25 protein-coding genes are annotated in these 24,544 nt (G+C 62.1%); 10 read left to right on the top strand and 15 right to left on the bottom strand.

What is annotated here, in order from left to right:
- The first annotated feature begins 121 nt into the window (after positions 1 to 121).
- Positions 122 to 2,005 (top strand): TonB-dependent receptor domain-containing protein, encoded by a 1,884-nt coding sequence (locus ACA054_RS28755; protein WP_497687202.1) that lies wholly within the window; start codon positions 122 to 124, stop codon positions 2,003 to 2,005.
- Between the two features lie 152 nt (positions 2,006 to 2,157).
- On the opposite strand, the gene ACA054_RS28760 is transcribed toward ACA054_RS28755, so the two are convergent.
- From ACA054_RS28760 to nrdR, 12 genes are all read right to left on the bottom strand, one after another.
- Positions 2,158 to 2,958 carry a cobalamin-binding protein gene (locus ACA054_RS28760; RefSeq protein WP_497687203.1) on the bottom strand — a complete coding sequence of 267 codons (801 nt, stop codon included), beginning with the start codon at positions 2,956 to 2,958 and terminating at the stop codon, positions 2,158 to 2,160.
- Positions 2,958 to 3,377 carry an MFS transporter gene (locus ACA054_RS28765; protein WP_497687204.1) on the bottom strand — a complete coding sequence of 140 codons (420 nt, stop codon included), beginning with the start codon at positions 3,375 to 3,377 and terminating at the stop codon, positions 2,958 to 2,960. Before ACA054_RS28765 ends, ACA054_RS28760 begins: the two co-directional genes overlap by 1 nt.
- Positions 3,374 to 3,991 carry a GTP cyclohydrolase II gene (gene ribA, locus ACA054_RS28770; protein ID WP_008059515.1) on the bottom strand — a complete coding sequence of 206 codons (618 nt, stop codon included), beginning with the start codon at positions 3,989 to 3,991 and terminating at the stop codon, positions 3,374 to 3,376. The genes ACA054_RS28765 and ribA overlap by 4 nt, the downstream gene beginning before the upstream one ends.
- A 109-nt stretch (positions 3,992 to 4,100) precedes the next feature.
- Positions 4,101 to 4,856: a substrate-binding periplasmic protein gene (locus ACA054_RS28775; RefSeq protein WP_497687205.1), complete on the bottom strand. Its 756-nt coding sequence runs from the start codon at positions 4,854 to 4,856 to the stop codon at positions 4,101 to 4,103.
- Between the two features lie 23 nt (positions 4,857 to 4,879).
- Entirely contained in the window at positions 4,880 to 5,383 is a 504-nt protein-coding gene (locus tag ACA054_RS28780; protein ID WP_046815881.1) for a phosphatidylglycerophosphatase A family protein, read from the bottom strand.
- Positions 5,380 to 6,345, bottom strand: a complete 966-nt coding sequence (gene thiL, locus ACA054_RS28785) for a thiamine-phosphate kinase (RefSeq protein ID WP_497687206.1) — start codon at positions 6,343 to 6,345, stop codon at positions 5,380 to 5,382. The genes ACA054_RS28780 and thiL overlap by 4 nt, the downstream gene beginning before the upstream one ends.
- A gap of 176 nt (positions 6,346 to 6,521) precedes the next feature.
- Positions 6,522 to 7,022, bottom strand: coding sequence for a transcription antitermination factor NusB (gene nusB, locus ACA054_RS28790; protein ID WP_008053839.1), 501 nt, complete (start codon positions 7,020 to 7,022; stop codon positions 6,522 to 6,524).
- The gene (gene ribH / locus ACA054_RS28795) at positions 7,019 to 7,495 is read right to left on the bottom strand and encodes a 6,7-dimethyl-8-ribityllumazine synthase (protein WP_003228649.1); all 477 of its coding nucleotides are present in this window, start codon (positions 7,493 to 7,495) and stop codon (positions 7,019 to 7,021) included. The genes nusB and ribH overlap by 4 nt, the downstream gene beginning before the upstream one ends.
- 91 nt (positions 7,496 to 7,586) lie before the next feature.
- Positions 7,587 to 8,678, bottom strand: coding sequence for a bifunctional 3,4-dihydroxy-2-butanone-4-phosphate synthase/GTP cyclohydrolase II (gene ribBA, locus ACA054_RS28800; protein WP_497687207.1), 1,092 nt, complete (start codon positions 8,676 to 8,678; stop codon positions 7,587 to 7,589).
- 16 nt (positions 8,679 to 8,694) lie between these two features.
- Positions 8,695 to 9,360 (bottom strand): riboflavin synthase, encoded by a 666-nt coding sequence (locus ACA054_RS28805; RefSeq protein ID WP_497687208.1) that lies wholly within the window; start codon positions 9,358 to 9,360, stop codon positions 8,695 to 8,697.
- A 46-nt stretch (positions 9,361 to 9,406) separates the two neighbouring features.
- Positions 9,407 to 10,540 (bottom strand): bifunctional diaminohydroxyphosphoribosylaminopyrimidine deaminase/5-amino-6-(5-phosphoribosylamino)uracil reductase RibD, encoded by a 1,134-nt coding sequence (ribD, locus tag ACA054_RS28810; RefSeq protein ID WP_497687209.1) that lies wholly within the window; start codon positions 10,538 to 10,540, stop codon positions 9,407 to 9,409.
- Positions 10,537 to 11,001 (bottom strand): transcriptional regulator NrdR, encoded by a 465-nt coding sequence (nrdR, locus tag ACA054_RS28815; protein ID WP_003228656.1) that lies wholly within the window; start codon positions 10,999 to 11,001, stop codon positions 10,537 to 10,539. The genes ribD and nrdR overlap by 4 nt, the downstream gene beginning before the upstream one ends.
- 127 nt (positions 11,002 to 11,128) lie before the next feature.
- Here nrdR and ACA054_RS28820 point away from each other — a divergent pair, with 127 nt between their 5' ends.
- The 3 genes from ACA054_RS28820 to trxA all read left to right on the top strand — a co-directional run bounded on the left by ACA054_RS28820 (position 11,129) and on the right by trxA (position 13,291).
- Positions 11,129 to 11,587 carry a YbaY family lipoprotein gene (locus tag ACA054_RS28820; RefSeq protein WP_497687210.1) on the top strand — a complete coding sequence of 153 codons (459 nt, stop codon included), beginning with the start codon at positions 11,129 to 11,131 and terminating at the stop codon, positions 11,585 to 11,587.
- A complete protein-coding gene (locus tag ACA054_RS28825) occupies positions 11,584 to 12,237 on the top strand; it encodes a class I SAM-dependent methyltransferase (protein ID WP_497687211.1) in 654 nt (217 codons plus the stop codon). Before ACA054_RS28820 ends, ACA054_RS28825 begins: the two co-directional genes overlap by 4 nt.
- Before the next feature lie 181 nt (positions 12,238 to 12,418).
- Positions 12,419 to 13,291 carry a thioredoxin gene (gene trxA, locus ACA054_RS28830; RefSeq protein WP_497687212.1) on the top strand — a complete coding sequence of 291 codons (873 nt, stop codon included), beginning with the start codon at positions 12,419 to 12,421 and terminating at the stop codon, positions 13,289 to 13,291.
- A 31-nt stretch (positions 13,292 to 13,322) separates the two neighbouring features.
- Here trxA and ACA054_RS28835 read toward each other — a convergent pair whose 3' ends face one another.
- Positions 13,323 to 13,661, bottom strand: a complete 339-nt coding sequence (locus tag ACA054_RS28835) for a hypothetical protein (protein ID WP_497687213.1) — start codon at positions 13,659 to 13,661, stop codon at positions 13,323 to 13,325.
- 136 nt (positions 13,662 to 13,797) lie between these two features.
- On the opposite strand from ACA054_RS28835, the gene ACA054_RS28840 reads away from it, so the two are divergent.
- The 5 genes from ACA054_RS28840 to ACA054_RS28860 all read left to right on the top strand — a co-directional run bounded on the left by ACA054_RS28840 (position 13,798) and on the right by ACA054_RS28860 (position 17,948).
- Positions 13,798 to 14,379, top strand: a complete 582-nt coding sequence (locus tag ACA054_RS28840) for a DUF2796 domain-containing protein (RefSeq protein WP_497687214.1) — start codon at positions 13,798 to 13,800, stop codon at positions 14,377 to 14,379.
- Positions 14,380 to 14,510: 131 nt separating this feature from the next.
- Entirely contained in the window at positions 14,511 to 15,221 is a 711-nt protein-coding gene (locus ACA054_RS28845; RefSeq protein ID WP_497636764.1) for an ABC transporter ATP-binding protein, read from the top strand.
- Between the two features lies 1 nt (position 15,222).
- Entirely contained in the window at positions 15,223 to 16,488 is a 1,266-nt protein-coding gene (locus ACA054_RS28850; RefSeq protein WP_497687215.1) for an ABC transporter permease, read from the top strand.
- A 10-nt stretch (positions 16,489 to 16,498) separates the two neighbouring features.
- Positions 16,499 to 17,017, top strand: a complete 519-nt coding sequence (locus tag ACA054_RS28855; protein WP_497687216.1) for a DUF3299 domain-containing protein — start codon at positions 16,499 to 16,501, stop codon at positions 17,015 to 17,017.
- A 232-nt stretch (positions 17,018 to 17,249) separates the two neighbouring features.
- Positions 17,250 to 17,948 carry an OmpW/AlkL family protein gene (locus tag ACA054_RS28860; protein ID WP_497687217.1) on the top strand — a complete coding sequence of 233 codons (699 nt, stop codon included), beginning with the start codon at positions 17,250 to 17,252 and terminating at the stop codon, positions 17,946 to 17,948.
- An 83-nt stretch (positions 17,949 to 18,031) separates the two neighbouring features.
- Here the strand turns inward: ACA054_RS28860 and pgnE are convergent, their stop codons facing one another.
- A complete protein-coding gene (gene pgnE / locus ACA054_RS28865) occupies positions 18,032 to 18,961 on the bottom strand; it encodes a UDP-N-acetylglucosamine epimerase PgnE (RefSeq protein ID WP_497687218.1) in 930 nt (309 codons plus the stop codon).
- On the bottom strand, positions 18,954 to 19,838 hold the full coding sequence (locus ACA054_RS28870; RefSeq protein WP_497687219.1) for a sugar nucleotide-binding protein: 885 nt from the start codon (positions 19,836 to 19,838) through the stop codon (positions 18,954 to 18,956). The genes pgnE and ACA054_RS28870 overlap by 8 nt, the downstream gene beginning before the upstream one ends.
- 306 nt (positions 19,839 to 20,144) lie before the next feature.
- Here ACA054_RS28870 and ACA054_RS28875 point away from each other — a divergent pair, with 306 nt between their 5' ends.
- The gene (locus ACA054_RS28875) at positions 20,145 to 24,449 is read left to right on the top strand and encodes an Lhr family helicase (RefSeq protein ID WP_497687220.1); all 4,305 of its coding nucleotides are present in this window, start codon (positions 20,145 to 20,147) and stop codon (positions 24,447 to 24,449) included.
- The last annotated feature ends 95 nt before the right edge of the window (positions 24,450 to 24,544 follow it).

Genomic DNA, 24,544 nt, shown 5'->3' on the forward strand with positions numbered 1-24,544 from the left:
AGCGGACTGTCAGTCAAAATATTCTTTGGCTGACACACCGTCATCGCGAGCAAGCTCGCTCCCACAGTGGTTTTCAGCGCCTATCAAATCTGTATTCGCCGCAAGCACCAACGGATCGCCGATGAAACTCTCCCCCCTCGCCCTGACGCTGAGCCTTCTGCCGGCCGGCCCGCTCCTGGCCGATACCTTCGAACGCGACCAGGCCCTGAAGCTGCCCGATGTGCTGATCAGCGCCAACCGCCAGGTCGAGGCGCGCAACGATAGCAGCGCCGCCAACACGGTCTTCACCCGCGAAGACATCGACCGGCTGCAACCGAACAGCGTCACTGATCTGCTGCGCCGTGTACCGGGGGTGCAAGTGGCACAAACCGGGGGGCGCGGCAGCCTGCCGGGGATTTACATTCGCGGCACGCAGTCGGCCCAGAGCCTGGTGCTGGTGGACGGCCAACGGATCGGCAACTCGTCCTCCGGCGACAGCAACCTGCAACACATCAACATCGAACAGGTCGAGCGCGTAGAAGTGTTACGCGGCTCCCGTTCGGTGATCTACGGCAGCGATGCGATTGGCGGGGTGATCCAGATCTTCACCCGGCGTGGCAGCGAAGCCGGCCTGCAACCCCGGCTGCATGCAGGTTTTGGCAGCAACCAGACCTGGGAGCGCAGCCTCGGCTTGTCCGGCGGCGATGAGAAGACCCGCTTTAACCTCGGTGCCAGCCTCGACGAAACCGACGGAATCGATCGCACCCACGAGTCGTATCCCAGCGACGGCGATCACGACGCATACCGCAACAAATCCCTGAGCATGAGCCTGAGTCACGCCCTCACCGACGACGTCGAGATCGGCGCCAACCTGCTGGATAACCGTGGCAAAAGCGAATTCGACAATCCGTTCGGCCGCTTCGACCTGAACACGTTCGAGTCGGTCCAACAACAGCCCTACAACGAATTCGATGTGAGCAGTGTCAGCAGCTATGTCGACGCACGGGTCAACGACTTGTGGAAAACCCGCGTCGAATTCGGCCACAGCGAAAACCGCGAGAAGACGTTCGACAAACTCAGCGATGAGCGCAGCGTGTTCAACACCTACCGCGACTCGGTGAACTGGCAGAACGACCTCACGCTCAACGAGCGCAACAGCCTGATCCTCGGCGGCGACTGGTACGAAGACCGGGTCAACAGCAGCACGCCGTTCGACGAGGACAGTCGCTGGAACCGCGCGGCATTTATCCAGCATCGCTATCAGGCCGACAGCTTCTCCACCGAACTGGGCCTGCGTCGCGACCAGAATCAGCAGTTCGGCGGCCAGAACAGCTGGAGCGGCACCTTCACCCTGCCGCTGAACCCGGACAACGATGTGCTGCTGACCTACAGCGAAGGTTTCCGTGCACCGACCTTCAACGACCTGTACTACCCGGACTTCAGCAACCCGGACCTGAAACCCGAGACCTCGAAAAGCTATGAACTGCAATGGCGCAGCCAGTTGACCGAGAGCAGTCGCCTGGAGGCCTCGCTGTACCGCACGGACCTCGAAGACGCGATCATCTTCGGCAGTAACTCACGGCCAGAGAACGTGGCCTCGGCACGCATCAACGGCTTTGAAGCGACGTTGAAACAGGAACTGTTTGGCTGGCAGAGCAACCTCGGCGTGGCGATCATCGACCCACGGGACCGCGACACGGGGCATACCCTGGCCCGTCGTGCACGTCGTACGTTGAGCTGGGATCTGGATCGACAGTTTGACCGCTTGGGCCTGGGCGCCAGCTGGCAAGCAGTGAGCAGCAGCTATGACGACTTGAACAATCAACAGCCATTGGCTGGTTATGGATTGCTGGGATTGCGCAGCAGTTGGGCACTCAACCGTGAGGTCAGCCTGGAGCTGAAGGTCGATAACCTGCTGGACAAGGGATACAGCCGGGCGCTGTACAGCCATGAAGGCAGCCAGTATGGGTATCGCGAGGAGGGTCGGGCGTGGATGTTTGGGGTGACCTGGACGCCGGAGATCTAAAAGCGATTCGGTCACCCTGTGGTGAGGGGATTTATCCCCGTTGGGCTGCGAAGCGGCCCCAAAGCCTGCAAGCACGGGAGTGTCAGATACACCGTAATCATTGTTTTACGACTGCTTCGCAGCCGAACGGGGATAAATCCCCTCGCCACAGGTCAGCGGTCCGGCGTAATCAATTGGCACAGCTTCGCCGTCGCCTCGACCATTTGCCCGCTCGGCCGCTCCAGGCCCTTATCTAACACCAATCGCAATTGCCCCTGCCGCACCGCCGCCACCTGCGACCACAACTTCCAGGCATCAAGCTGCGCCTGATCACCAGCCAGAATCACTTCGGGATCACGCTGCAACACCGCCTCCACACTGACCTGCGGTGCCGGCAGCGTCAAATCGGCAAACACGTTTTGCGCCCCACAGACTTCAAGCGCAGCGCTGATGATCTGCCCACCGCCAACGGTGTACAGCGGACGGTCCCACACCTGATAGAACACCCGCAACGGCTGATCCCGTCGATAACGCTGACGCAGTTCATCCAGCCGCTGGCGCAATTCATTGGCCAGAGACGTCCCACGTTCAGGCCGACCAAGCTGTAAGGCAATTGCCTCGATCTGCGCGGTGAGTTGTTCGAAATCATGCGGTTCGGCGACGTAGGTCGGGATGTTCAGGCGCTTGAGTTGCTCACGCTGGGCCGGGCCGACACTGCCGGGCCAGAGCAGCAGCAAATCAGGCTTGAGGCTGAGCAAGCGCTCCATGTCCAGCTGACCGTAGCGGCCTACGGAGGGCAAGTCCTTGAGTTCGGCGGGACGCTCACCGGCGTCCAGCACGCCGACCAGCAAGTCGGCCGAACCCAGTTCGACGACCATTTCAGAGAGGGATGGGGCAAGGCTGACAACCCGTTCGACCGCCCCGATCGAGTTGCAGGTGGCCAGTAGCAACACCGCTAGCCAGGCAGGGCGCATCAACCGAGCTGGCGCGGAATACGATAGAGATAGAACAGCACCGCGGTCGACAGCGCCAACAGCACCAACGGCACCGCTTCGAGGCCGACGAATACCGCCAATGCACCGATCCAGGCCGGCAGGCCGGCCGCGAGGAATGCCGTGCGCCGCTTGGCCGCCAGATCGATCCACGCGCCGGGCTCTTCAGGGGTATCGAGGGCTTTCTGGGTGGCGATCAACGCATGTTTGTAGACGCCAAAGAACTTCAGGCTGACAAACATCGAGGCGACACCGGCGATGAACAACGGCATCGCCAGCACCGGCAGGATGGCCTCGCTCTGGCCGAACACAGCGTTGATCACGAACAGCGGCAACAAGGCCAACGCCAGGTATTGCCACCAGTTGACGGACAGACGCCGCCGCACCTGGCCGCGGGTCACGCCCGGTCTACCTCGCCCTGATGTTCGTTGCCCATCATGTGGTCGAGTTTGCTGGCCTTGGTCGCCAGGTAGAGTTTGTTGTGCGGATTGTGGCCGGTGTGCAGCGGCACGCGCTCGGCGACCGCGATGCCCATGTCGGTCAAGGCTTTGACCTTGCGTGGGTTGTTGGTCATCAGGCGCAGGGACTTCACTCCCAGGTGCTCAAGCATCGGCAGGCACATGGCGTAATCGCGCTGGTCGGCGGCAAAGCCCAGACGCTCGTTGGCCTCAACGGTGTCGGCCCCGCCGTCCTGCAGCTCATAGGCGCGGATCTTGTTCAGCAGGCCAATGCCACGGCCTTCCTGACGCAAGTACAGCAACACGCCCCGACCTTCACGGGCGATGGCCTGCAGCGCGGCCTCAAGTTGCGAGCCGCAGTCGCAACGCTGACTGAACAAGGCATCGCCGGTCAGGCATTCGGAGTGCAACCGGCCGAGTACCGGGGCACCGTCGGCGATCTCACCCAGGCTCAGCACAACGTGCTCGCGACCGGTGGCCTCATCGAGAAAGCCGTGCATGATGAATTGCGCAAAAGGCGTTGGCAGCTTGGAAGCGGCGACAAAAACGACAGGCACCGGTGTGCTCCTGATCTAAAAGTCTGAAGATTCGCAGGCCGGCATTGTAACAGCAGGTTCCAACCGACGCTTAGGCTGAATTATCGGCCATAACTATCAAAAAGTTTGATTACTGGCCGCTTAGCTGCTCATTCTCATCGAATGGATAGGGTTGCTTCCAGCGCTCGAAGATCGGTTTGAGCTCACCGCTTTTCACCAATTGCGCCATGCGCTGGTCGAACAACTCCATCAGGCTGCGGGCCGTCGGGGTCTTGGCAAAGCACAGGTACAACGGCAATTCGGCGATATGCGTGCGGCGGAACTGGGAAGGATCCTTCGCCCGCCTGAGCACCCAATCGACTTCGGTCAGTGCGTCTATGTAGAAGTCGGCGCGGTTCTGCGTCAGCATCGAAACAATGCCGGTACGCCGTAGCACTTCGTTGTAGCGGCGGATATTGGGCAGATAATCCTGATAATCGTAGCCACGCACCCATGCCAGGCGGTAATTGCCCAGGGTTTGCGGGGTCGGTTGCGGATTGCTGGCCAGACCCAGCGCATAGATATGATCGGTATCGAAGTTCCAGCGCGGATAGAGCACATCGCTGGATTCTTCATGGTAGGAGCCGACACACGCGTCGACCTCACCCCGCTCGGCCAGCCCCATTGAGCGCACATAGGGTTCGGTTCGGATGTCCAGCTTGACCCCCGCCGGCTCGAAGACTTTGCGCAACACGTCCCAGCCCAGGCCGTGGCCGTCGGCAGCGGTATAGTCTTCCCAGTCTTCGCTGGCCAGATGAATCACGGACGGCGTGGTGGGTACCTCTTCCGCCTGGGCGAGTACACCGAACAGCGCAATCACCATCGCTACCAACCAGCGTCGAGCCATCCCTAGTTCTCCCAATTAATCCCTTAGGCGAAAATCCATACCAGCCCCTGCATCGCCAACCAGGCAAATACCCCGGCCAATACATCATCGAGCATGATGCCGACGCCTCCATGCACATGCCGGTCAACCCAGTGAATCGGCCAAGGCTTGAGGATATCGAAGAAGCGGAACACCAGGAACCCCGCCAGTAACCACTGCCAGCCTTCCGGCACCAGCCAGAGGGTGATCCACATGCCGACCATCTCGTCCCAGACGATACCTTCGTGGTCGTGTACCCGCAAATCATCGGCCACCTTGCCGCACAGCCAGAAGCCGAACAGCATGGTGATACCCAGCATCAGCCAGTAACCCCAGTCGGGCAACATCTGCCATAACGGGATAAAGGGTAGCGCAACCAGCGACCCCCAGGTGCCCGGAGCCTTTGGCAAGGTGCCCGAGCCAAAGCCGAACGCCAGGAAATGCCAGGGATTGCGCCAGACCGATGGCGGTACGAACTCCGCCGGAACCTGTTTGGGATGATCTGTCACGGCGTCTCCCGAAAATGTTGATAGCCCCGGGATTGCGGGGTGATGTCTTTGCCTTCGGCGTCCAGCAGCGTCACGCCCTGCCCCGGTACCACCCGCCCAATCACATGGATCGGCCAGCCGTCGGCCAGCAACAGCGGCAACTCGACGGACGGTAAGGTGAAGGCCAGGACGTAATCGTCTCCGCCGCTCAGGGCCGCAACCTGTGCGTCCGATTGACCGAGAAAGTCGACCAGGCTCTGCGACAGCGGTAAACGATCCCGCTCGACTTCGATACCGACCTTCGAGGCCAACGCGATATGCCCGCAATCAGCCAGTAGACCGTCGGAAATATCCATTGCCGAAGTGGCTTTACCACGCAGCGCCTGCCCTAATCCGAGCTGCGGTTGCGGCGACCAGTAATGCGCCAGCAACGGTTCGGCAATGCACGCTTGGGCCGTGCGCTGGCCGAGCACCAGTGGCAAGGCACCGGCGGCATTGCCCAGGTTGCCGCCCACACACAGCAGATCACCCGGTCGCGCACCGCTGCGGGTCAGCGCCAGACCACCCGGCACGCGCCCGAACACGGTCATGGTCAGGCTCAGCGGCCCGCGGGTGGTATCGCCGCCTACCAGTGCCAGGCCGCAGTTCTGCGCCATAAGGTTCAAACCACGGGCATAGGCCTGCAACCAATCGGTGGTCACCGTCGGCAAGGTCAGGGCAAGGGTAAAGGCAACGGGTGTGGCGCCCATGGCAGCCAGGTCGCTGACGGCCACGGCCAGCGAGCGCTGACCGAGCAAAAACGGATCGCAAGGGTCGGCGAAATGCACGCCGGCCACTAACGTATCGGTAGAAATCGCCAACTGTTCCCCGGGAGGAACAGCCAGCAAGGCGCAATCATCGCCGATTCCGAGGGCAACGCCTTCGCCGCCCTGCGCACATGGCGCGACGGCGAAGAAATTGCGGATCAGCTCAAACTCGCCCATCAGGTATCCTGTCTCACCAATACTGTTCATTTTTTAGCGGCGTCTGGTGTCGCCATACTGCGTTGCCGCTCCTCGCCATAGCACGCTATGACTCGTCGCGGCGCCTTGTCTGGCAACACCAGCCACTCGCTAAAAAACGAACGTATCGGCAAGACAGGACACTCTTCAAGCGCCGATCAGCGCTTGAACGCCTTAACTTCAGCTTCACGCAGACGCGGGGCCAGCTTGTCGAGCACGCCGTTGACGAACTTGTGGCCATCGGTGGAACCGAAGACCTTGGCCAGTTCGATCCCTTCGTTGATCACAACGCGGTACGGTACGTCGACGCGCTTGAGCAGTTCCCAGGTGGACAGGCGCAGAACCGCCAGTTCAACCGGGTCCAGCTCTTCGATGGTCAAGTCCAGGCAAGGCGTGAGCGCCGTGTCGATTTCGGTCTTGAACTGCGGCACCCCGTGCAGGATCTCGCGGAAATAGGCGCCATCGACATCGGTGAAATCGTTATCGACCCGGAACTGCGCTTCGATCTCGTTCAGCGACTGCTTGGCCATGTGCCATTGGTACAGCGCCTGAGTCGCGAGCTGACGGGCTTCGCGACGCTTGACGCTTTTCGATGGCTTGCCAGCATCCGCAGGTTTTGGATCGCGCGGGTTGAAACGATCGCTTTCGTCGCTAATCACTTGGCCTCCAACTGCGCCAGCAGGCTGACCATTTCCAGAGCGGAGAGGGCAGCTTCGGCACCTTTGTTCCCGGCCTTGGTGCCGGAACGTTCAATGGCTTGCTCGATGGAATCAACGGTCAGGACGCCGAAAGCGACCGGCACGCCGAACTCCATGGACACTTGGGCCAAGCCCTTGGTGCACTCGCCAGCCACGTATTCGAAGTGCGGAGTACCGCCACGAATGACCGCGCCCAGGGCGATGATTGCCGCGAACTCGCCCTTCTGAGCGACTTTCTGCGCAACCAGCGGGATTTCGAAGGCGCCAGGAGCGCGGATGATGGTGATGTCGCTTTCGCTCACGCCATGGCGAACCAGGGCATCAACAGCACCGCTGACCAGGCTTTCAACGACGAAGCTGTTGAAACGGCCTACTACCAGAGCATAGCGGCCTTTAGGGGCGATGAAGGTACCTTCGATGGTCTTCAGGGTCATTCGATAGATCTCTTAAAGAGCCGGGACGCGTCTCGTACGCATCCCTCAGTGATATTTGAACCGCGAATACAGGGCCGGATACGACCGGTCATTATTCGGAGGGCACGTATTCTACAACTTCCAGATCGAAACCGGATATCGCATTAAATTTCATCGGTGCCGACATCAGGCGCATTTTGCGCACGCCGAGGTCGCGCAGGATCTGCGAACCGGCACCCACAGTGCTGTAGGTGGTCGGTTTTTTCACCGGCGCGTGGTCGGCGGTTTCGCGGATGTGGGCCAACAAGACGTCACCGTCGAGCGGGTGTCCGAGCAACAGCACCACACCACTGCCAGCCTCGGCAACCGCGGACATGGCGGCGCGCAGGCTCCAGCGGCCCGGTTGCTTGACCATCAGCAGGTCGCGCAGCGGGTCCATGTTGTGCACGCGCACCAGGGTCGGTTCTTCGGCGCATACATTGCCCAGGGTCAGGGCCATGTGCACGTCGCCTTCCACGGAATCACGATAGGTCACCAGGTTGAATTGGCCCAGTTCGCTGTCCAGCGGCTGCTCGGCAATCCGCTGAACGGTACGTTCGTGAATCATCCGGTAGTGAATCAGGTCGGCGATGGTGCCGATCTTGATGTTGTGTTCGGCGGCGAAAGCTTCCAGCTCGGCGCGACGGGACATGGTCCCGTCGTCGTTCATCACTTCGCAGATCACACCGCTCGGCTCGAAACCGGCCATGCGCGCCAGATCGCACGCGGCTTCGGTGTGGCCAGCACGGGCCAGGGTGCCGCCGGCCTGGGCCATCAGCGGGAAAATGTGGCCTGGGCTGACGATGTCTTCCGCCTTGGCATCACGGGCGGCAGCCGCTTGCACGGTGCGCGCACGGTCGGCCGCAGAGATGCCGGTGGTGACGCCGGTGGCCGCTTCGATCGATACGGTGAACTTGGTGCCGAAACCGGAACCGTTGCGCGGGGCCATCAGCGGCAGCTTGAGCAGCTCGCAGCGCTCGCGGCTCATCGGCATGCAGATCAGGCCACGGGCGTGCTTGGCCATGAAGTTGATGTGTTCGGGCTGGCAGCACTCGGCGGCCATGATCAGGTCGCCTTCGTTCTCGCGGTCTTCGTCATCCATGAGGATGACCATCTTGCCTTGGCGGATGTCTTCAACCAGTTCTTCGATGCTATTGAGCGCCACAAGGCACCCCCTTGGGTCAGGATTTGAGGTAGCCGTTGGCGGCCAGAAAGCTTTCGGTAATCTTGCCGGACTTTGCGGGCTCTGCGGCCTTGTCGCCCAACAGCAGGCGCTCCAGATAACGGGCCAGCAAGTCCACTTCCAGATTCACCCGGCGACCTGGCTGGTATGACGCCATGATGGTTTCGCTCAGGGTGTGCGGAATGATCGTCAACAGGAACTCGGCGCCATCGACCGCGTTCACGGTCAGGCTGGTGCCGTCGACGGTGATCGAGCCTTTATGGGCGATGTACTTGGCCAGTTCCTTCGGTGCACGAATGCGGAATTCCACGGCACGGGCGTTCTCGGTGCGGGCAACCACTTCGCCCACGCCATCGACATGGCCACTGACCAGATGCCCGCCGAGGCGAGTGGTTGGGGTCAGGGCTTTTTCCAGATTGACCGGGCTGCCGCTTTTCAGGTCGTTCATGGCGGTGCAGTCGAGGGTTTCGCGACTGACGTCAGCCGCAAAGCCGTTGCCCGGCAGTTCAACGGCGGTCAGGCACACGCCGTTGACCGCGATGCTGTCGCCCAGTTTGACGTCGCTCAAGTCGAGCTTGCCGGTTTCTACATGGACCCGCACATCTCCGCCTTTTGGGGTCAATGCACGAATACTGCCGATGGATTCGATGATGCCGGTGAACATGGAGTCCTCCTCGAGAACAGAGCCTTCGCTTGGCGCAGGCCGGGAATTATACGCTCGCTACTGGCACAGGAATGGCGATGACTCGCCAGTCATCGCCAACCGCACGAATTTCGGTAATTTTGAGCTCCGGCGCATCCTTCATTTGCGCGAGCGGCCAGTCCAGCAGCGGCCGCGCCGAAGAGCCCAAGAACTTGCCGGCGATGAAAATCTGGAACTCGTCCACCAACCCGAGTTGAGCGAAAGCACCGGCCAGCCGTGGACCGGCCTCGACCAACACCTCGTTGACGCCACGGTGGGCGAGCTCGACCAGCAACTGGCGCAGATCGACCTGACCGTCATAGCCGGGCACGATCAAGCATTCGGGGCCATTGGCGTATTGCTCTTCCACCGCTACGCAGGTGGCAACCAACGCCGGGCCGGCCTTGAAAAATGGCGCATCCAGCGGCACGCGCAGACGCCCATCGACCAGTACGCGCAGCGGCGGACGGCTCATCGCCTGCGCGGTTTGCCTGGCGTCCAGGCCCAGCTCATCGGCACGCACGGTCAAGCGGGCGTTGTCCGCCAGCACGGTGTCGGCACCGGTCAGCACCACGCTGGCCTGGGCACGCAGGCGTTGCACCGCCGAACGTGCCGCGGGCCCGGTGATCCATTGGCTTTCGCCGCTTTCCATCGCCGTGCGACCGTCCAGGCTCATGGCCAACTTGACCCGCACGAACGGCAAGCCATGTTCCATGCGCTTGAGGAAGCCCTGATTGAGCTTGCGCGCCTCACCCTCCAGCACACCACTTTCGGTGGCGATGCCGGCCTCGGCCAGGCGCTGCAGACCACGACCGGCAACTTCCGGGTTCGGGTCCTGCATCGCCGCCACGACCCGCGCCACACCGGCGTTGACCAACGCATCGGCGCACGGTGGCGTGCGACCGTGGTGACTGCAGGGTTCAAGGGTCACGTAAGCGGTGGAGCCCCGGGCCAGTTCACCGGCGGCGCGCAAGGCGTGAACTTCGGCGTGGGGCTCACCGGCGCGCTCGTGCCAGCCTTCGCCGACGATCTGCCCGTCACGCACGATCACGCAGCCGACTCGCGGGTTGGGGTGTGTCGTGTAATGACCTTTGCGCGCCAGTTCCAGGGCGCGGGCCATGTAATGGGCGTCGAGGATGGCAAGTTCTGCGGATGTGGTCATTCTTTCACCGGTTCCCGGGCCAGGCGATCGATCTCTTCACGGAACTCATTGAGGTCCTGGAAGCGGCGATACACCGAAGCGAAGCGGATATAGGCGACTTCGTCGAGCTTTTGCAGCTCGGCCATCACCAGCTCACCGACCACGAGGGACTTAACCTCGCGTTCGCCAGTGGCGCGCAGTTTGTGTTTGATGTGCACCAGCGACGATTCGAGGCGCTCGACACTCACCGGGCGCTTTTCCAGCGCACGCTGCATGCCGGCGCGGAGTTTTTCTTCGTCGAACGGCTGGCGACTGCCGTCGGTTTTGATCAGGCGCGGCAACACCAGTTCAGCGGTTTCGAACGTCGTGAAACGTTCGCCGCAGGCCAGGCATTCACGCCGGCGGCGCACCTGTTCGCCCTCGGCGACCAGACGCGAGTCGATGACCTTGGTGTCGTTGGCACCGCAGAAGGGACAGTGCATGGTGGCAGGCAACAAAAAAATGGAGGGTCATGGTAGCGCATCCGGGTGGCAAGACAAGCCATAGGGTTTGCGGTATACAGACGGGATGATCACTTGATCCATGGATTTCACCCTTCCGGAGCTGCCAATGCCGTTACGACCGCTCATCTTGCTCAGCCTTTTCAGCCTGTTGGTGGCTTGCAGCAGCGATGCTCCCCAGCCGCCAGCACCAGGCCCGGCGCCGCAGCAAGCGCAGAAAAAAGCCCGGGAGTCGGCCAACCTCGGCCCGCTGCCGGCGTATCAACGTGAATTGAGCGGAACCCTGCAAGGCGTGCCGGATGGCGCCGAAGTCGAGCTGGCGCTGCTGGTGATCGACGAAAAGGACCGCCCGCAACAATTGCTCGCCAGTTCCAATCTGATCGGCACCAATCAGGTGTTGCCGTTTCATCTGCGTTTCAATCCAGAATCGTTCCCGGCCGGTGCCCGTGTTGAACTGCGCGGCCGCGCCAGCCAGTCCGGCCAACTGATCCTGCACCTGCCGTCACAGCGGATCAATCAGCCGACCACCCAGGCGCTGGGCCAGCTGCAATTCGTCAAAGCCCCATGAAGACGCCGCTGGACCTGCAAGAGGCGTTGGGTGAATTGCTCGGAGATGCGCGACTGGTCGCCTGTGATTTGCCGGGGACTGATCTGAAGTTGTGGCTGATGGATGGCGACAACATGGACCGCGCCTTCAGCCCGGAAGAGACCCGGCGCATTCTGCATGATCCGCCGTACTGGAGTTTCTGCTGGGCCAGCGGGCTGGCCGTGGCACGCTACCTTGCCGAGAATCCGCACTGGGTGGAGGGCAAGCGGGTGCTGGATTTCGGGGCCGGCTCCGGGGTCGCGGGGATTGCCGCGGTCAAGGCCGGTGCGCTGGAAGTGGTGGCCTGCGACCTTGACCCGCTGGCGATTGCCGCCTGTCGGGCGAATGCCGAACTCAATGACGTACAGCTCGATTACTCGACGGACTTTTTCGCCGAAGACGACCGCTTTGATCTGATCCTGGTGGCGGACGTGCTGTACGACCGGGCGAACCTGCCGCTGCTCGATGAATTCCTCAGTCGTGGCCGGGAAGCGCTGGTGGCGGATTCACGGGTGCGGGATTTTCGCCATCCGCTGTATCAACGCATCGAAATGCTGGAGGCGATGACCTTGCCGGATCTGTGTGAGCCCGAAGAGTTTCGGCATGTAAGCCTGTACCACGCGCGGCGCTAGTTAAAAGCTTCGCGAGCAGGCTCGCTCCCACAGGATTTGTATTCGACACGCAACCACTGTGGGAGCGAGCCTGCTCGCGATGGCGTCCTGTCAGGCAACACACCTCTCACGGCCACCCCGCTTCCGGCCGCCCCCCGCCAGGCCGTATAGTTCACCTATTCACGCTTTTACGAGATCCCCCATGAGTCAGCAAACGCCGTACATCTTCGACGCCACGACTGCCGATTTCGACCAGTCGGTGATCGAGAACTCCTTCCACAAACCGGTGCTGGTGGATTTCTGGGCCGAATGGTGTGCGCCCTGCAAGGTGCTGATGCCGATGCTGCAGACCATTGCCGAGAGCTATCAGGGCGAGCTGCTGCTGGCCAAGGTCAACTGCGACCTCGAACAGGACATCGTCGCCCGCTTCGGTATTCGCAGCCTGCCGACCGTGGTGCTGTTCAAGGATGGCCAGCCGGTAGATGGTTTTGCCGGAGCGCAGCCGGAGTCGGCCGTGCGGGCGCTGCTCGAGCCCCACGTACAAATGCCACCACCGGCCGCTGCCGATCCATTCGAACAAGCCCAGGCCTTGTTCGACGACAGCCGCTTCGCCGATGCCGAAGCCCTGCTCAAAGTGCTGCTGGGCGAAGACAACACCAACGCCAAGGCGCTGATTCTTTACGCCCGCTGCCTCACCGAGCGTGGTGAGCTGGGCGAAGCACAAGCCGTGCTCGACGCGGTCAAGAGCGATGAACACAAGGCCGCCCTGGCCGGCGCCAAGGCGCAGATCAAGTTCCTCGGCCAAGCCAAGGATTTGCCGGATGCCGCCGACCTGAAAGCGCGCCTGGCGAAAAACCCGCAGGACGATGAAGCGGTCTACCAACTGGCCGTTCAACAACTGGCCCGCCAGCAGTACGACGCGGCGCTGGATGGACTGCTCAAGCTGTTCATCCGCAACCGCAGCTACAGAGAAGGTTTGCCGCACAAGACCTTGCTGCAGGTGTTCGAATTGCTGGGTAACGACCATCCGCTGGTCACCACTTACCGCCGCAAGTTGTTTGCTGCGTTGTATTAACAAGCCTCTGTAGGAGCGAGCATGCTCGCTCCTACAGCCAGCGATAGAGCGGCGTATCTGCGCCGCTCTCGACCTTCACGTCCGGACTATGCCGCAAGCGCACCAGCAGGCGCTTACCCGCCGCAGCACTGCCGGTCAGCCCTTCCAGTTGATCGAGTAAGTCCGGCCCGCTCAATTGCCCGGCCTTACGCAGCAAATCCCTGGCAACCTGCCACAGCGCATCGTCCTGATTCAGCGGTTTCGCCGCTGGCACACTGACCTCGGTTTTTTCCACCTGCAACTGCGCACCCAGCCGCGCCCAATCGGCGTCATCCATCTCCAGCGTCAAATCCACCGGCCAGTCGCCGATGCTTCCGCGAATTCGCAACATGAGTCAGCTCCCGAACATTTCTTCACAGCCATGCTCCCATGAGGGCTTGTGCAACGCCAAGCAGGCAGTCACACTCTGCGCACAATGTTATAAGATTACATAACATTTTCTTCATCTTGTCTTTCGGAGACTCGCCATGCGTCACCTGCTTCTCGCTCTGCCGTTTGCCTTGTTGCCGCTGGCTGTCGCCCAGGCCGCTGACGAACATAATCACGAACATGAGCACGGCAGCCTTGGCGCCCACGAGCACGGCGTCGGGCGCCTGAACGCGGCGCTGGACGGCCAGACTCTGGAGCTTGAGCTGGACAGCCCGGCGATGAACCTGGTGGGGTTCGAGCATGCCGCCACCACCAATGCCGACAAAACCAAGGTGGCTGCGGCCCGAGCTCGACTTGAGCAACCGCTGGCGCTGTTCAGTCTGCCGATTGCCGCTGGCTGTGTGTTGGAAAACCAGGAGCTGGAAAGCCCGTTGTTCGGCGACAAGCCAGATGCCGACGATGATCAAGATGAAGACGCTCACGAGCACGCCCATGACCACAGCGAAATCCACGCCCGTTACCAATTCACCTGCGCCACGCCGGGCGCGCTGAAGACCCTGGATCTGGCGAATATTTTCAACAGCTTCCCGGCGACCCAGAAAATTCAGGTACAACTGATCGGCCCGAGCGGGCAGCAAGGGGTTGAAGTGACGGCCAAGGCTGCCTCCCTCAAATTCTGAAGCTACCTCTATTCCTGTAGGAGCCGGCTTGCTGGCGATAGATACGCCGCGGTTCGTGAGTTGAACCACGTCATCGTTCATCGCCAGCAAGCCGGCTCCTACAGGTCATCACCATTCATGAAATCGGCGCTATGACCCAAGCACTCATCGAACTGTCCGACCTGGGCTTCAGCTGGCCCGGGCATCCGCCTTTGCTGGATATCCCGGCGTTTCGCCTGGAGCCGGGGGAAACCCTGTTCCTCAAGGGCCCAAGCGGCAGCGGCAAGACCACCCTGCTCGGTCTGCTCGGCGGTGTGCAAAAACCCGATCGCGGCAGCATTCGCCTGCTCGGCCAGGAGCTCACCGAACTCTCGGCCGGTGCCCGCGATCACTTTCGCGTCGATCACACCGGCTACATCTTCCAGCAGTTCAACTTGCTGCCGTTTCTGTCAGTGCGCGAGAACGTCGAACTGCCCTGCCACTTCTCGAAATTGCGCGCCGAGCGGGCGAAACAGCGCCACGGCAGCATCGATCAGGCAGCCGCTACCCTGCTCGCCCATCTGGGCTTGAAGGATGACAACATCCTCGCTCGCCGTGCCGACTCCCTGTCCATCGGCCAACAACAACGAGTGGCCGCCGCGCGCGCGCTGATCGGTCAACCGGAACTGGTGATCGCCGATGAGCCGACCTCGGCCCTCGACTACGACGCCCGGGAGAACTTCATTCGCCTGTTGTTCGCCGAATGCCGCGAAGCCGGGTCGAGCCTGTTGTTCGTCAGCCATGATCAGAGCCTGGCGCCGCTGTTCGATCGCCACCTGTCGCTGGCCGAACTCAATCGCGCCGCCACGTCTGCAGAGGTCTGAGATGTATCTGTTTCGTCTAGCCATGGCCAGCCTGGCTAACCGTCGTTTCACCGCGATCCTCACCGCGTTCGCCATTGCCCTGTCGGTGTGCCTGCTGCTGGCCGTGGAACGAGTGCGCACTGAGGCCAAGGCCAGTTTCGCCAGCACCATCAGCGGCACCGACCTGATCGTCGGCGCGCGTTCCGGCTCGGTCAACCTGCTGCTGTACTCGGTATTCCGCATCGGCAACGCCACCAACAACATCCGCTGGGACAGCTTCGAGCACTTCGCCAACAACCCGAAAGTGAAGTGGGCCATTCCGATGTCGCTCGGCGATTCCCATCGCGGATATAGGGTGATGGGCACCACCGAGGCCTACTTCGAACACTACCAGTATGGCCGCCAGCAACACCTGGAACTGGCCGAAGGTCGTGCCTTCGCCACCGACCCGTTCGAAGTGGTGCTCGGTGCCGAAGTTGCGGATGCGCTGCACTACAAACTCGGCGACAAGCTGGTGCTGGCCCACGGCGTGGCCGTGATCAGCCTGGTCAAGCATGACGACAAGCCATTCACCGTGGTCGGCATTCTCAAGCGTACCGGCACCCCGGTGGACCGCACGCTGCACATCAGCCTCGGCGGCATGGAAGCCATTCACATTGATTGGCACAACGGCGTGCCGGCCCGGGGCAACGGGCGGATCAGCGCCGATCAGGCGCGCAACATGGACCTGACGCCCCAGGCGATCACCGCATTCATGCTCGGTCTCAACAGCAAGATTTCAACCTTTGCCTTGCAGCGCGAAATCAACGAATTCCGCGGCGAACCGATGCTGGCGATCCTGCCGGGCGTTGCGCTGCAAGAGTTGTGGAGTTTGATGGGCACGGCGGAAAAAGCCTTGTTCGTGGTGTCGCTGTTCGTGGTGCTGACCGGGTTGATCGGCATGCTCACAGCGATTCTCACCAGTCTCAACGAACGCCGGCGGGAGATGGCGATCCTGCGTTCGGTGGGCGCGCGGCCGTGGCATGTCGCAACGCTGCTGGTGCTGGAGGCGTTTGCCCTGGCGCTGGCCGGCGTGGTTGCCGGCGTGGCGCTGCTTTACGTCTGCATCGCGGCGGCCCAGGGTTACGTGCAAGCCAATTACGGCCTGTTTCTGCCGCTGGCGTGGCCTAGTGAATATGAATGGACGCTGCTCGGTGGCATCCTGATCGCTGCGTTGCTGATGGGCAGCGTGCCCGCCTGGCGCGCCTATCGCCAATCCCTGGCCGATGGCCTGTCGATCCGTTTATGAGGACGTTGAAATGCCCCGCGCTGTCTTTGCGCTGTTGATGCTGGTCGCCCTGCCGTTGTGGGCGGCCGCGCCGAAAGAGCTGACCTGGTCGGAAATGATCCCGCCGGATGCGGCGCCGGAAGTGCCGAACATGACGCCGCTGCACGACCTGTCGAAGATGAGCGATGCACTGTCCGCCGAATCGGCGCCGGCAGCCAAGCAGGACATGCCCAACGCCCCTGTGGTCAAGGCCCTCGACGGGCAGAATATTCGTTTGCCGGGCTACATCGTCCCGTTGGAAGTGAGTGAAGAAGGTCGTACCACGGACTTTCTGCTGGTGCCGTATTTCGGCGCCTGCATCCACGTACCGCCACCGCCGTCGAACCAGATCGTGCACGTCAAAAGCGAAGTCGGCGTGAAGCTCGACGAACTGTATCAGCCGTACTGGATCGAGGGTGCGATGCAGGTCAGGCCATCCACCAGCGAATTGGCGGATGCCGGTTATCAGATGGAGGCGGACAAGATCTACCTGTATGAATTGCCGGAGTGAATCCGGTAGTCATGTGTTGTTTGATCGATAGACATCGCGAGCAAGCTCGCTCCCACAGGAGATTTGTATTGATGCGCAAACCAATGTGGGAGCGAGCTTGCTCGCGATGAGGCCCTCTAAACCGCCAACTAAATCCCGCCCATCACGATTTCATTGAGCTGCATCAAAAGACCAAATCGTTAGCCGCCTTACCATTGGACATCGAACATTTTTAACGTCCTCTGGAGCCCCCATGAACAAGTCCTTGCTCGGTGCCTCGCTGGTAGCGCTGGCGCTCGTAGCCCCGTTCGCCCACGCCCACGAAGCCGGCGACATCATCCTTCGTGCCGGTGCAATCACCGTCAACCCGAAGGCCGACAGTTCCACGGTCAAGGTCGATCAAGGCCCGCTGAGCGGCGCCGACCTGGGTGGCAAGGCGACCATGAGCAGCGACACGCAATTGGGCCTTAACGTCGCCTACATGCTCACCAATAACTGGGGGATCGAACTGCTTGCGGCCACGCCGTTCGAGCACGAAGTGAAACTCAAGGGCACCGCGTTGAGCGCGGCGAACGGCAAGCTCGGTTCGTTGAAACACCTGCCGCCGACCCTGAGCGTGGTGTATTACCCGCTGGAGGCGAAGTCTGCGTTCCAACCCTACGTGGGCGCCGGCATCAACTACACCTGGATCTACGATGAACACGTCGGCAGCGAAGCCAGCGCCAACGGTTTCAGCAACTTCAAGGCGAAGAATTCCTGGGGCATGGCCTGGCAGGTCGGTGCCGACTACATGCTGACCGACAACGTGATGATCAACGCCCAGGTGCGTTACATCGACATCGATACCCGCGCGACCGTGGAAAACGACGCCGTGGCGCCGGGCACCCGGGCACGGGTGAACGTGGATGTCGATCCGTTCATCTACATGGTTGGTCTGGGTTACAAGTTCTAAGCATTCACGTGGTGGTGGATTGATCGTTCCCATGGACGGGAACGATCAGCAACAAAAAAAGGCGCCTCAACAGGCGCCTTTTTCTATTGTCCCAGCAACCGCGCCAGCCCGACACTCAACGGCGTCGGCTCGGGCGCTCTGAAGCGCTCCAGCAAACGCTGGTTGTTGGCCCGTGAATGACGAATGTCACCTGAGCGTGCCGGGCCGTAGCTCACCGGTGGCAGCTTGCCAACCACTACCTCAAGGGCTGCAAGCATTTGCTTGAGACTGGTCGCCTGGTTCCAGCCGACGTTCACCGCGCCGTCTTCCACCTGTGGTTTCTCGATGGCCTGCACCAGCAAATCGACCAGATCCTCGACATAGAGAAAATCCCGCGTCTGCTCACCGTCGCCAAACACGGTGATCGGCAGGCCTTTCTGCGCGCGCTCACTGAAAATGCTGATCACCCCGGAGTACGGCGAGGACGGATCCTGGCGTGGGCCGAAGATGTTGAAGAAGCGAAAAATCACCGGTTCCAGCCCGTGCTCGCGCCGGTAGAAATCGAAGTATTGCTCGCTCGCCAGCTTGTCCGACGCGTAGGGCGTCAACGGTGCCTTGGGCGTGTCTTCATCGATCGACTCGCCTTCGCCATTGTTGCCGTACACCGCGGCACTGGAAGCGAACAGCACACGCTTGACGCCCGACTGGCGCATGGCTTCGCAGACATTCAGCGAGCCGATGAAGTTGCTCTGGTGGGTCTTGACCGGGTCGTCCACCGACGCCTGTACCGACGCCACTGCTGCCAGGTGCACCACGGCGCTGCAACCGGCCATCGCACGGGTTACCAAGGCGGCATCGGCCACGTCGCCGACGATCAGCTCGATCCTGGGATTGTCCAGCGGCAGGTTGCTGCGTTTACCGGAGGACAGATCATCGAGAATCCGTACCGAACAGCCCTTGGCGAGCAAGGCATCGGTGAGATGGGAGCCGATGAAACCGGCACCCCCGGTAATCAAAACGGGGCGATCAGCCATGACGATAGAACCTGTCCAGAAGACTCGGAAGGGCCGCACGCCAGGCGCGTGGCTTGATTCCGAAGGTGTGCAGAATTTTCTTGCAGGCCAGAACCGCGTGCTGCGGTTCTTCCGCGGCGTCCGGTCGCGCGGCATGAGCCTGGGCGGTCGGCGCTTCGATGGCCAGCGGGTGCAGGGCGCGTGCTTCGGTGAGAATCGCCTGCCCCAAGGCCAGCGGCGTGGTCGCCTCATGCCCGGCGTAGTGGTAGGTGCCCCACAGAGGCGCAGAACAATCGAGTTGCTTGAGCACCGAAATGATCACGCGGGCCGCGTCGTCCACCGGTGTCGGATTGCCCCGGCGGTCGTCGGCCAGCAGCAGCTCCTGGGGTTGCTCGGCGCGGCCGAGGAAGCGCCCGAGGGAGCCGTCGGGACTGTCATCGAGCAGCCAGCCGAAACGCAACAGCACGTGTTGCGGGCAGGTGGCGCGCACGCTTTTCTCGATTCGCCACAAGGCCTGGCCACGCAGGCCCAGCGGCATTGGCTCGTCTTTTTCGCTATAGGCCGTCGCCCGGGAGCCGTCGAACACGCGATAACTCGAGGGCTGCAACAGCACGATGTTGTGATGCTGGCACAGTTCGGCCAGGCGCTCGATTGCCCGCTCCTGCCCGGCCAGGCGCTGTTCGCTGACCGTCTCCGCCTGGAACCAGTCAAAGTAGTAGGCGAGATTGATCAACGCGTCCGGGCGGGTGTCGTCGAGCAGTTGCGTCAGGCTCGCGGCATCCCAGCCGTCTTGAGGTGGGCGGGGGGCGAGGAAACCGATGTCTTCCTCCGCACCGAGGCGAATCAGCGCCTGCCCAAGGGCATTTCCGCCGCCCAGTAACATAAGGCGCATTCGCATAGAGTCAGCAGGCCCAGTCTGATTGGAACGATGGCTGTATCGACAGCGCCCGCGGGCGATGTCGTCGATAGTTGCCGGAATCGTTGCATTTTGCGGGTTTAGTGCGCAACCGTCATCCGTAAAGTGTAGATGTCCGGGTTTTGTAGTGCTGCTAATGGCCTCTTCGCGAGCAGGCTCGCTCCCACAATGGAATTGTGTACGCCGGCCCAATGTGGGAGCGAGCCTGCTCGCGAAGGGGCCCTGAAGGCCAGCAAAGGTCTTGAGCGGTACTTGCAACTTCCCTCCCCCACCCGCATAAATTGCCCCATGAACCTGCCCATCCCCGCAGACAGTGCCCTGACCGGCTTCCACCCCGCCGTCAGCGCCTGGTTCAACAATACTTTCGCGACGGTCACCGCCGCCCAAGCCCGGGCGTGGCCGCTGATCCGCCAGCGCCGCTCGACCCTGATTGCCGCGCCCACAGGTTCCGGCAAGACCCTCACCGCCTTCCTCGCCGTGATCGACGACCTGATCCACCGTGGCCTGGAAAGCCCAGAAGGCCTGCCGGACGAAACCCTGGTGGTCTACGTCTCGCCGCTCAAGGCGCTGTCCAACGACATCCAGATCAACCTGCAAGACCCGTTGGCTGGCATCACCGAACAGTTGCGGTTGATGGGTCTGCCCGAGCTGCGGATCAGCACCGCCGTGCGCACCGGCGATACACCGCAAAAAGACCGTTCGGCGATGCGCAAGACCGCGCCGCACATTCTGGTCACCACCCCGGAATCGCTTTACGTGCTGCTCGGTTCCGACTCCGGGCGGCGGATGCTCAGCACCACCGGCACAGTGATCGTCGATGAAATCCATGCCATCGCCGCCAGCAAGCGCGGAAGCCACCTGGCGCTTAGCCTTGAGCGCTTGCAGGCGTTGTGCGCCAAACCGTTGGTGCGCATCGGCCTGTCGGCCACGCAAAAACCCATCGAGGCGGTATCGCGCTTTCTGGTGGGCCGCGATCGCCCTTGCGAGATCGTCGATATCGGCCACGCCCGCCCGCGTGACCTGGACATCGAAGTACCGCCCGTGCCGCTGTCGGCGGTGATGGCCAACGATGTCTGGGAACTGGTCTACGACCGTCTTGCCACCCTCGCCCGTGCACACCGCACCACACTGGTGTTCGTCAACACCCGGCGCCTGGCCGAACGCCTGAGCCGCCACCTGAGCGAACGCCTGGGCAAGGACGCCGTGGCCGCGCACCACGGTAGCCTGGCCAAGGAGTTTCGCCTGGACGCCGAACAGCGGCTCAAGCGTGGCGAGCTGCAAGTGTTGATCGCCACGGCGTCGCTGGAGTTGGGCATCGACATTGGCGACGTCGACCTGGTGTGCCAGATCGCCTCGCCACGCTCGATTGCCGGCTTTTTGCAAAGAGTTGGACGCTCCGGGCACCAGGTTGGCGGCACACCCAAAGGCCGCCTGTTCGCCACCACCCGCGACGACCTGATTGAATGCGTCGCGCTGCTCGACTGCGTGCGCCGGGGCGAACTCGACACCCTGCAGATCCCCGAAGCGCCGCTGGACGTCCTGGCGCAACAGATCATCGCCGAAATCAGTTGCCAGGAATGGCCAGAGGACGCGTTGCTGGCGCTGTTCCGGCAGGCCTCGCCTTACGCCGCGCTCGACGAAAAACATTATCAGGCGCTGCTGCACATGCTCGCCGAGGGCTACAACGGGCGTCAGGGTATCCGCAGCGCCTATCTGCACCGCGACGCCGTGAACCGTACCCTGCGCGGTCGCCGGGGCGCCAAACTGACGGCCGTGACCAGCGGCGGGACGATTCCGGACAACGCCGACTACAGCGTGTTGCTGGAGCCGCAAGCGCTGAATATCGGCAGCGTCAACGAAGATTTCGCCGTGGAAAGCATCGCTGGCGACGTGTTCCAGTTGGGCAATACCTCGTACCGGATCCTGCGGGTCGAAACCGGCAAGGTCCGGGTCGAAGACGCTCAGGGCCAACCTCCGACCATTCCGTTCTGGCTCGGTGAAGCACCGGGGCGCAGTGCGGAACTGTCGTTTGCCGTCGCGCGCCTGCAAGCACGTCTCGATGAGCTACTGGGCGCCACGCCCGGCAACTTGCAGCCAAGCCTCGATTGGCTGACCGACAACCTCGGCCTGAACCTGGCCAGCGCCGAACAATTGGTCGAATACCTCGCCCGTGCGCGCCAGTCCCTCGGCGCCCTGCCCTCTCAAGACACGCTACTGATGGAGCGGTTTTTCGATGAATCGGGCGGTACGCAACTGATCATCCACAGCCCGTTCGGCAGCCGCATCAACCGCGCCTGGGGCATGGCCCTGCGCAAGCGCTTTTGCCGCACCTTCAATTTCGAATTGCAGGCCGCCGCCAGCGAGGACGCTATCGTCTTGTCGCTGTCCACCAGCCACAGTTTTGAGCTGGACGACGTCTGGCGCTATCTACACAGCAACAGTGCGCAACACACGCTGATCCAGGCCGTGCTCGAGGCGCCGCTGTTCGGTGTGCGCTGGCGCTGGAATGCCGGAGTGGCGCTGGCGTTGCCGCGCTATACCGGCGGGCGCAAGGTCGCGCCGCAGATCCAGCGCATGAAAAGTGAAGACCTGATCGCCAGTGTGTTTCCCGATCAGATTGCCTGCGTGGAAAACCTGGTTGGCGAACGGGAAGTTCCCGACCATCCGCTGGTGGAGCAAACCCTCGATGATTGCCTGCACGAAGCCATGGATAGCGAAGGCTGGCTGGCGTTGTTGCGGCGCATGGAACGCGGTGAGATCCGCCTGATCAGCCGTGACCTGCCGGCGCCCTCGCCGCTCGCGGCGGAAATACTCAGCGCCCGGCCTTACACCTTTCTTGACGATGCGCCGCTGGAAGAGCGCCGCACACAAGCCGTTATCAATCGGCGCTGGAGCGACCCACAATCCACCGATGACCTCGGTGCGTTGGACGCCGAGGCGATTGCCGCCGTGCGCGATGAAGCTTGGCCGACACCCAGCGGTGTCGATGAAATGCACGAGGCGTTGATGAGCCTGGCGTGCATCACCGAGGTTGAGGCCAGCGCCAACCCCCCTTGGCTCGATTGGTTGAATACCCTGGCCGACAGCGGCCGTGCCTGCCGCATTAACCATTCACTTTGGCTGGCGCGGGAACGACTGACCTGCCTGCGGGCAATTTATCCACAGGCTGTTTTGTTGCCGGCGCTGGAGGCGTTGCCGGGGTTCGATGAAAACTGGGAAGCGGACGACGCCGTGCTTGAAGTGATTCGCGCACGGCTCAGCGCTTTTGGTCCATTGCCGCTGAAGGCGATTGCCGAACCGCTCCAACTGCCGGCGACTCAACTCATCCAGGCGCTGGCGCAACTCGAACGCGAAGGCTACGTGCTGCGCGGCCGATTTACTCCGGGCAGCACTGAAGATGAATGGTGCGAACGGCATCTGCTGGCACGGATTCACCGCTATACGGTGAAGCGCCTGCGCCGGGAAATCGAGCCGGTGGCATTGCAGGATTTCATGCGGTTTCTGTTCGACTGGCAGCATCTGTCCAGCAGCACCCGAGGCCAGGGCAGCGCGGTGTTGCCGGCGATCATCGGCCAGTTCGAAGGCTACCCTGCCGCTGCTTCGGCCTGGGACAGCGACATCTTGCCGGCCCGACTCAAGGATTATTCGCCGACATGGCTGGATGAGGCGTGTCGCAGCGGCAAACTGGTCTGGACCCGGCTCACTGCGCGCAACCGCAGCACCGGCACCGCGCTGCGCAGCACGCCGATCGTGTTGTTGCCGCGCAATCGGGTCGGTCTCTGGAGCGACTTGGCCGAGCAGACGCCGGTCAGCGTATTGTCGCCCAAAACACAGAAGGTTCACGCCGCCCTCAGCCAGCACGGCGCGCTGTTTTTTGATGAGCTGATTCACGAAGCTCATCTGCTGCGCACGGAACTGGAAATCGCCTTGCAGGAGCTGGTGGGTGCCGGGCTGGTGAACGCCGACAGCTTCGCCGGCCTGCGGGCGCTGATCACGCCGGCCAGCAAGCGCCAGCAGCGTAGTAGCCGACGCGGGCGCGGGGCCTTTGTCGGCGGCATGGACGATGCCGGGCGCTGGGCACTGTTACGACGCGGGGTTGCCGCGCCGGTTGTGGATAACCCGCGACCGACGTCAACACCCACTGACACCCTGGAACACATCGCCATGACCTTGTTGCGCCGCTACGGTGTGGTGTTCTGGCGATTGCTGGAGCGTGAGGCCGATTGGCTGCCGAGCTGGCGGGAATTGTTGCGCACCTTCCATCGGCTGGAAGCGCGGGGCGAGATTCGTGGCGGGCGCTTTGTCAGTGGGTTGGCGGGCGAACAGTTCGCGCTGCCGGAGGCGATTCCATTGCTGCGCGAAGTCCGGCGCCGGCCCCATGATGGCAGCTTGATCGCGGTCTGCGGGGTCGATCCGCTGAACCTCGCCGGCACCCTGCTGCCCGGTGCGAAAGTGCCGGCGCTGGCGAGTAATCGACTGGTGTATCGCGATGGGCTGCCGGCTGCCGCGGAGATCGCGGGTAAGCAGTGTTTCTGGCTGGAGCTGGATCAGCAGGCCATGGCTGAAGTGCAGAGCAAGCTGATCCGACACTGATGTTAGCTGGCCCGGCCTCTTCGCGAGCAGGCTCGCTCCCACATTGGCCCGGTTCACATAGATCCATCGTGGGAGCGAGCCTGCTCGCGAAGAGG

Source organism: Pseudomonas sp. LBUM1653 (assembly GCF_059716115.1).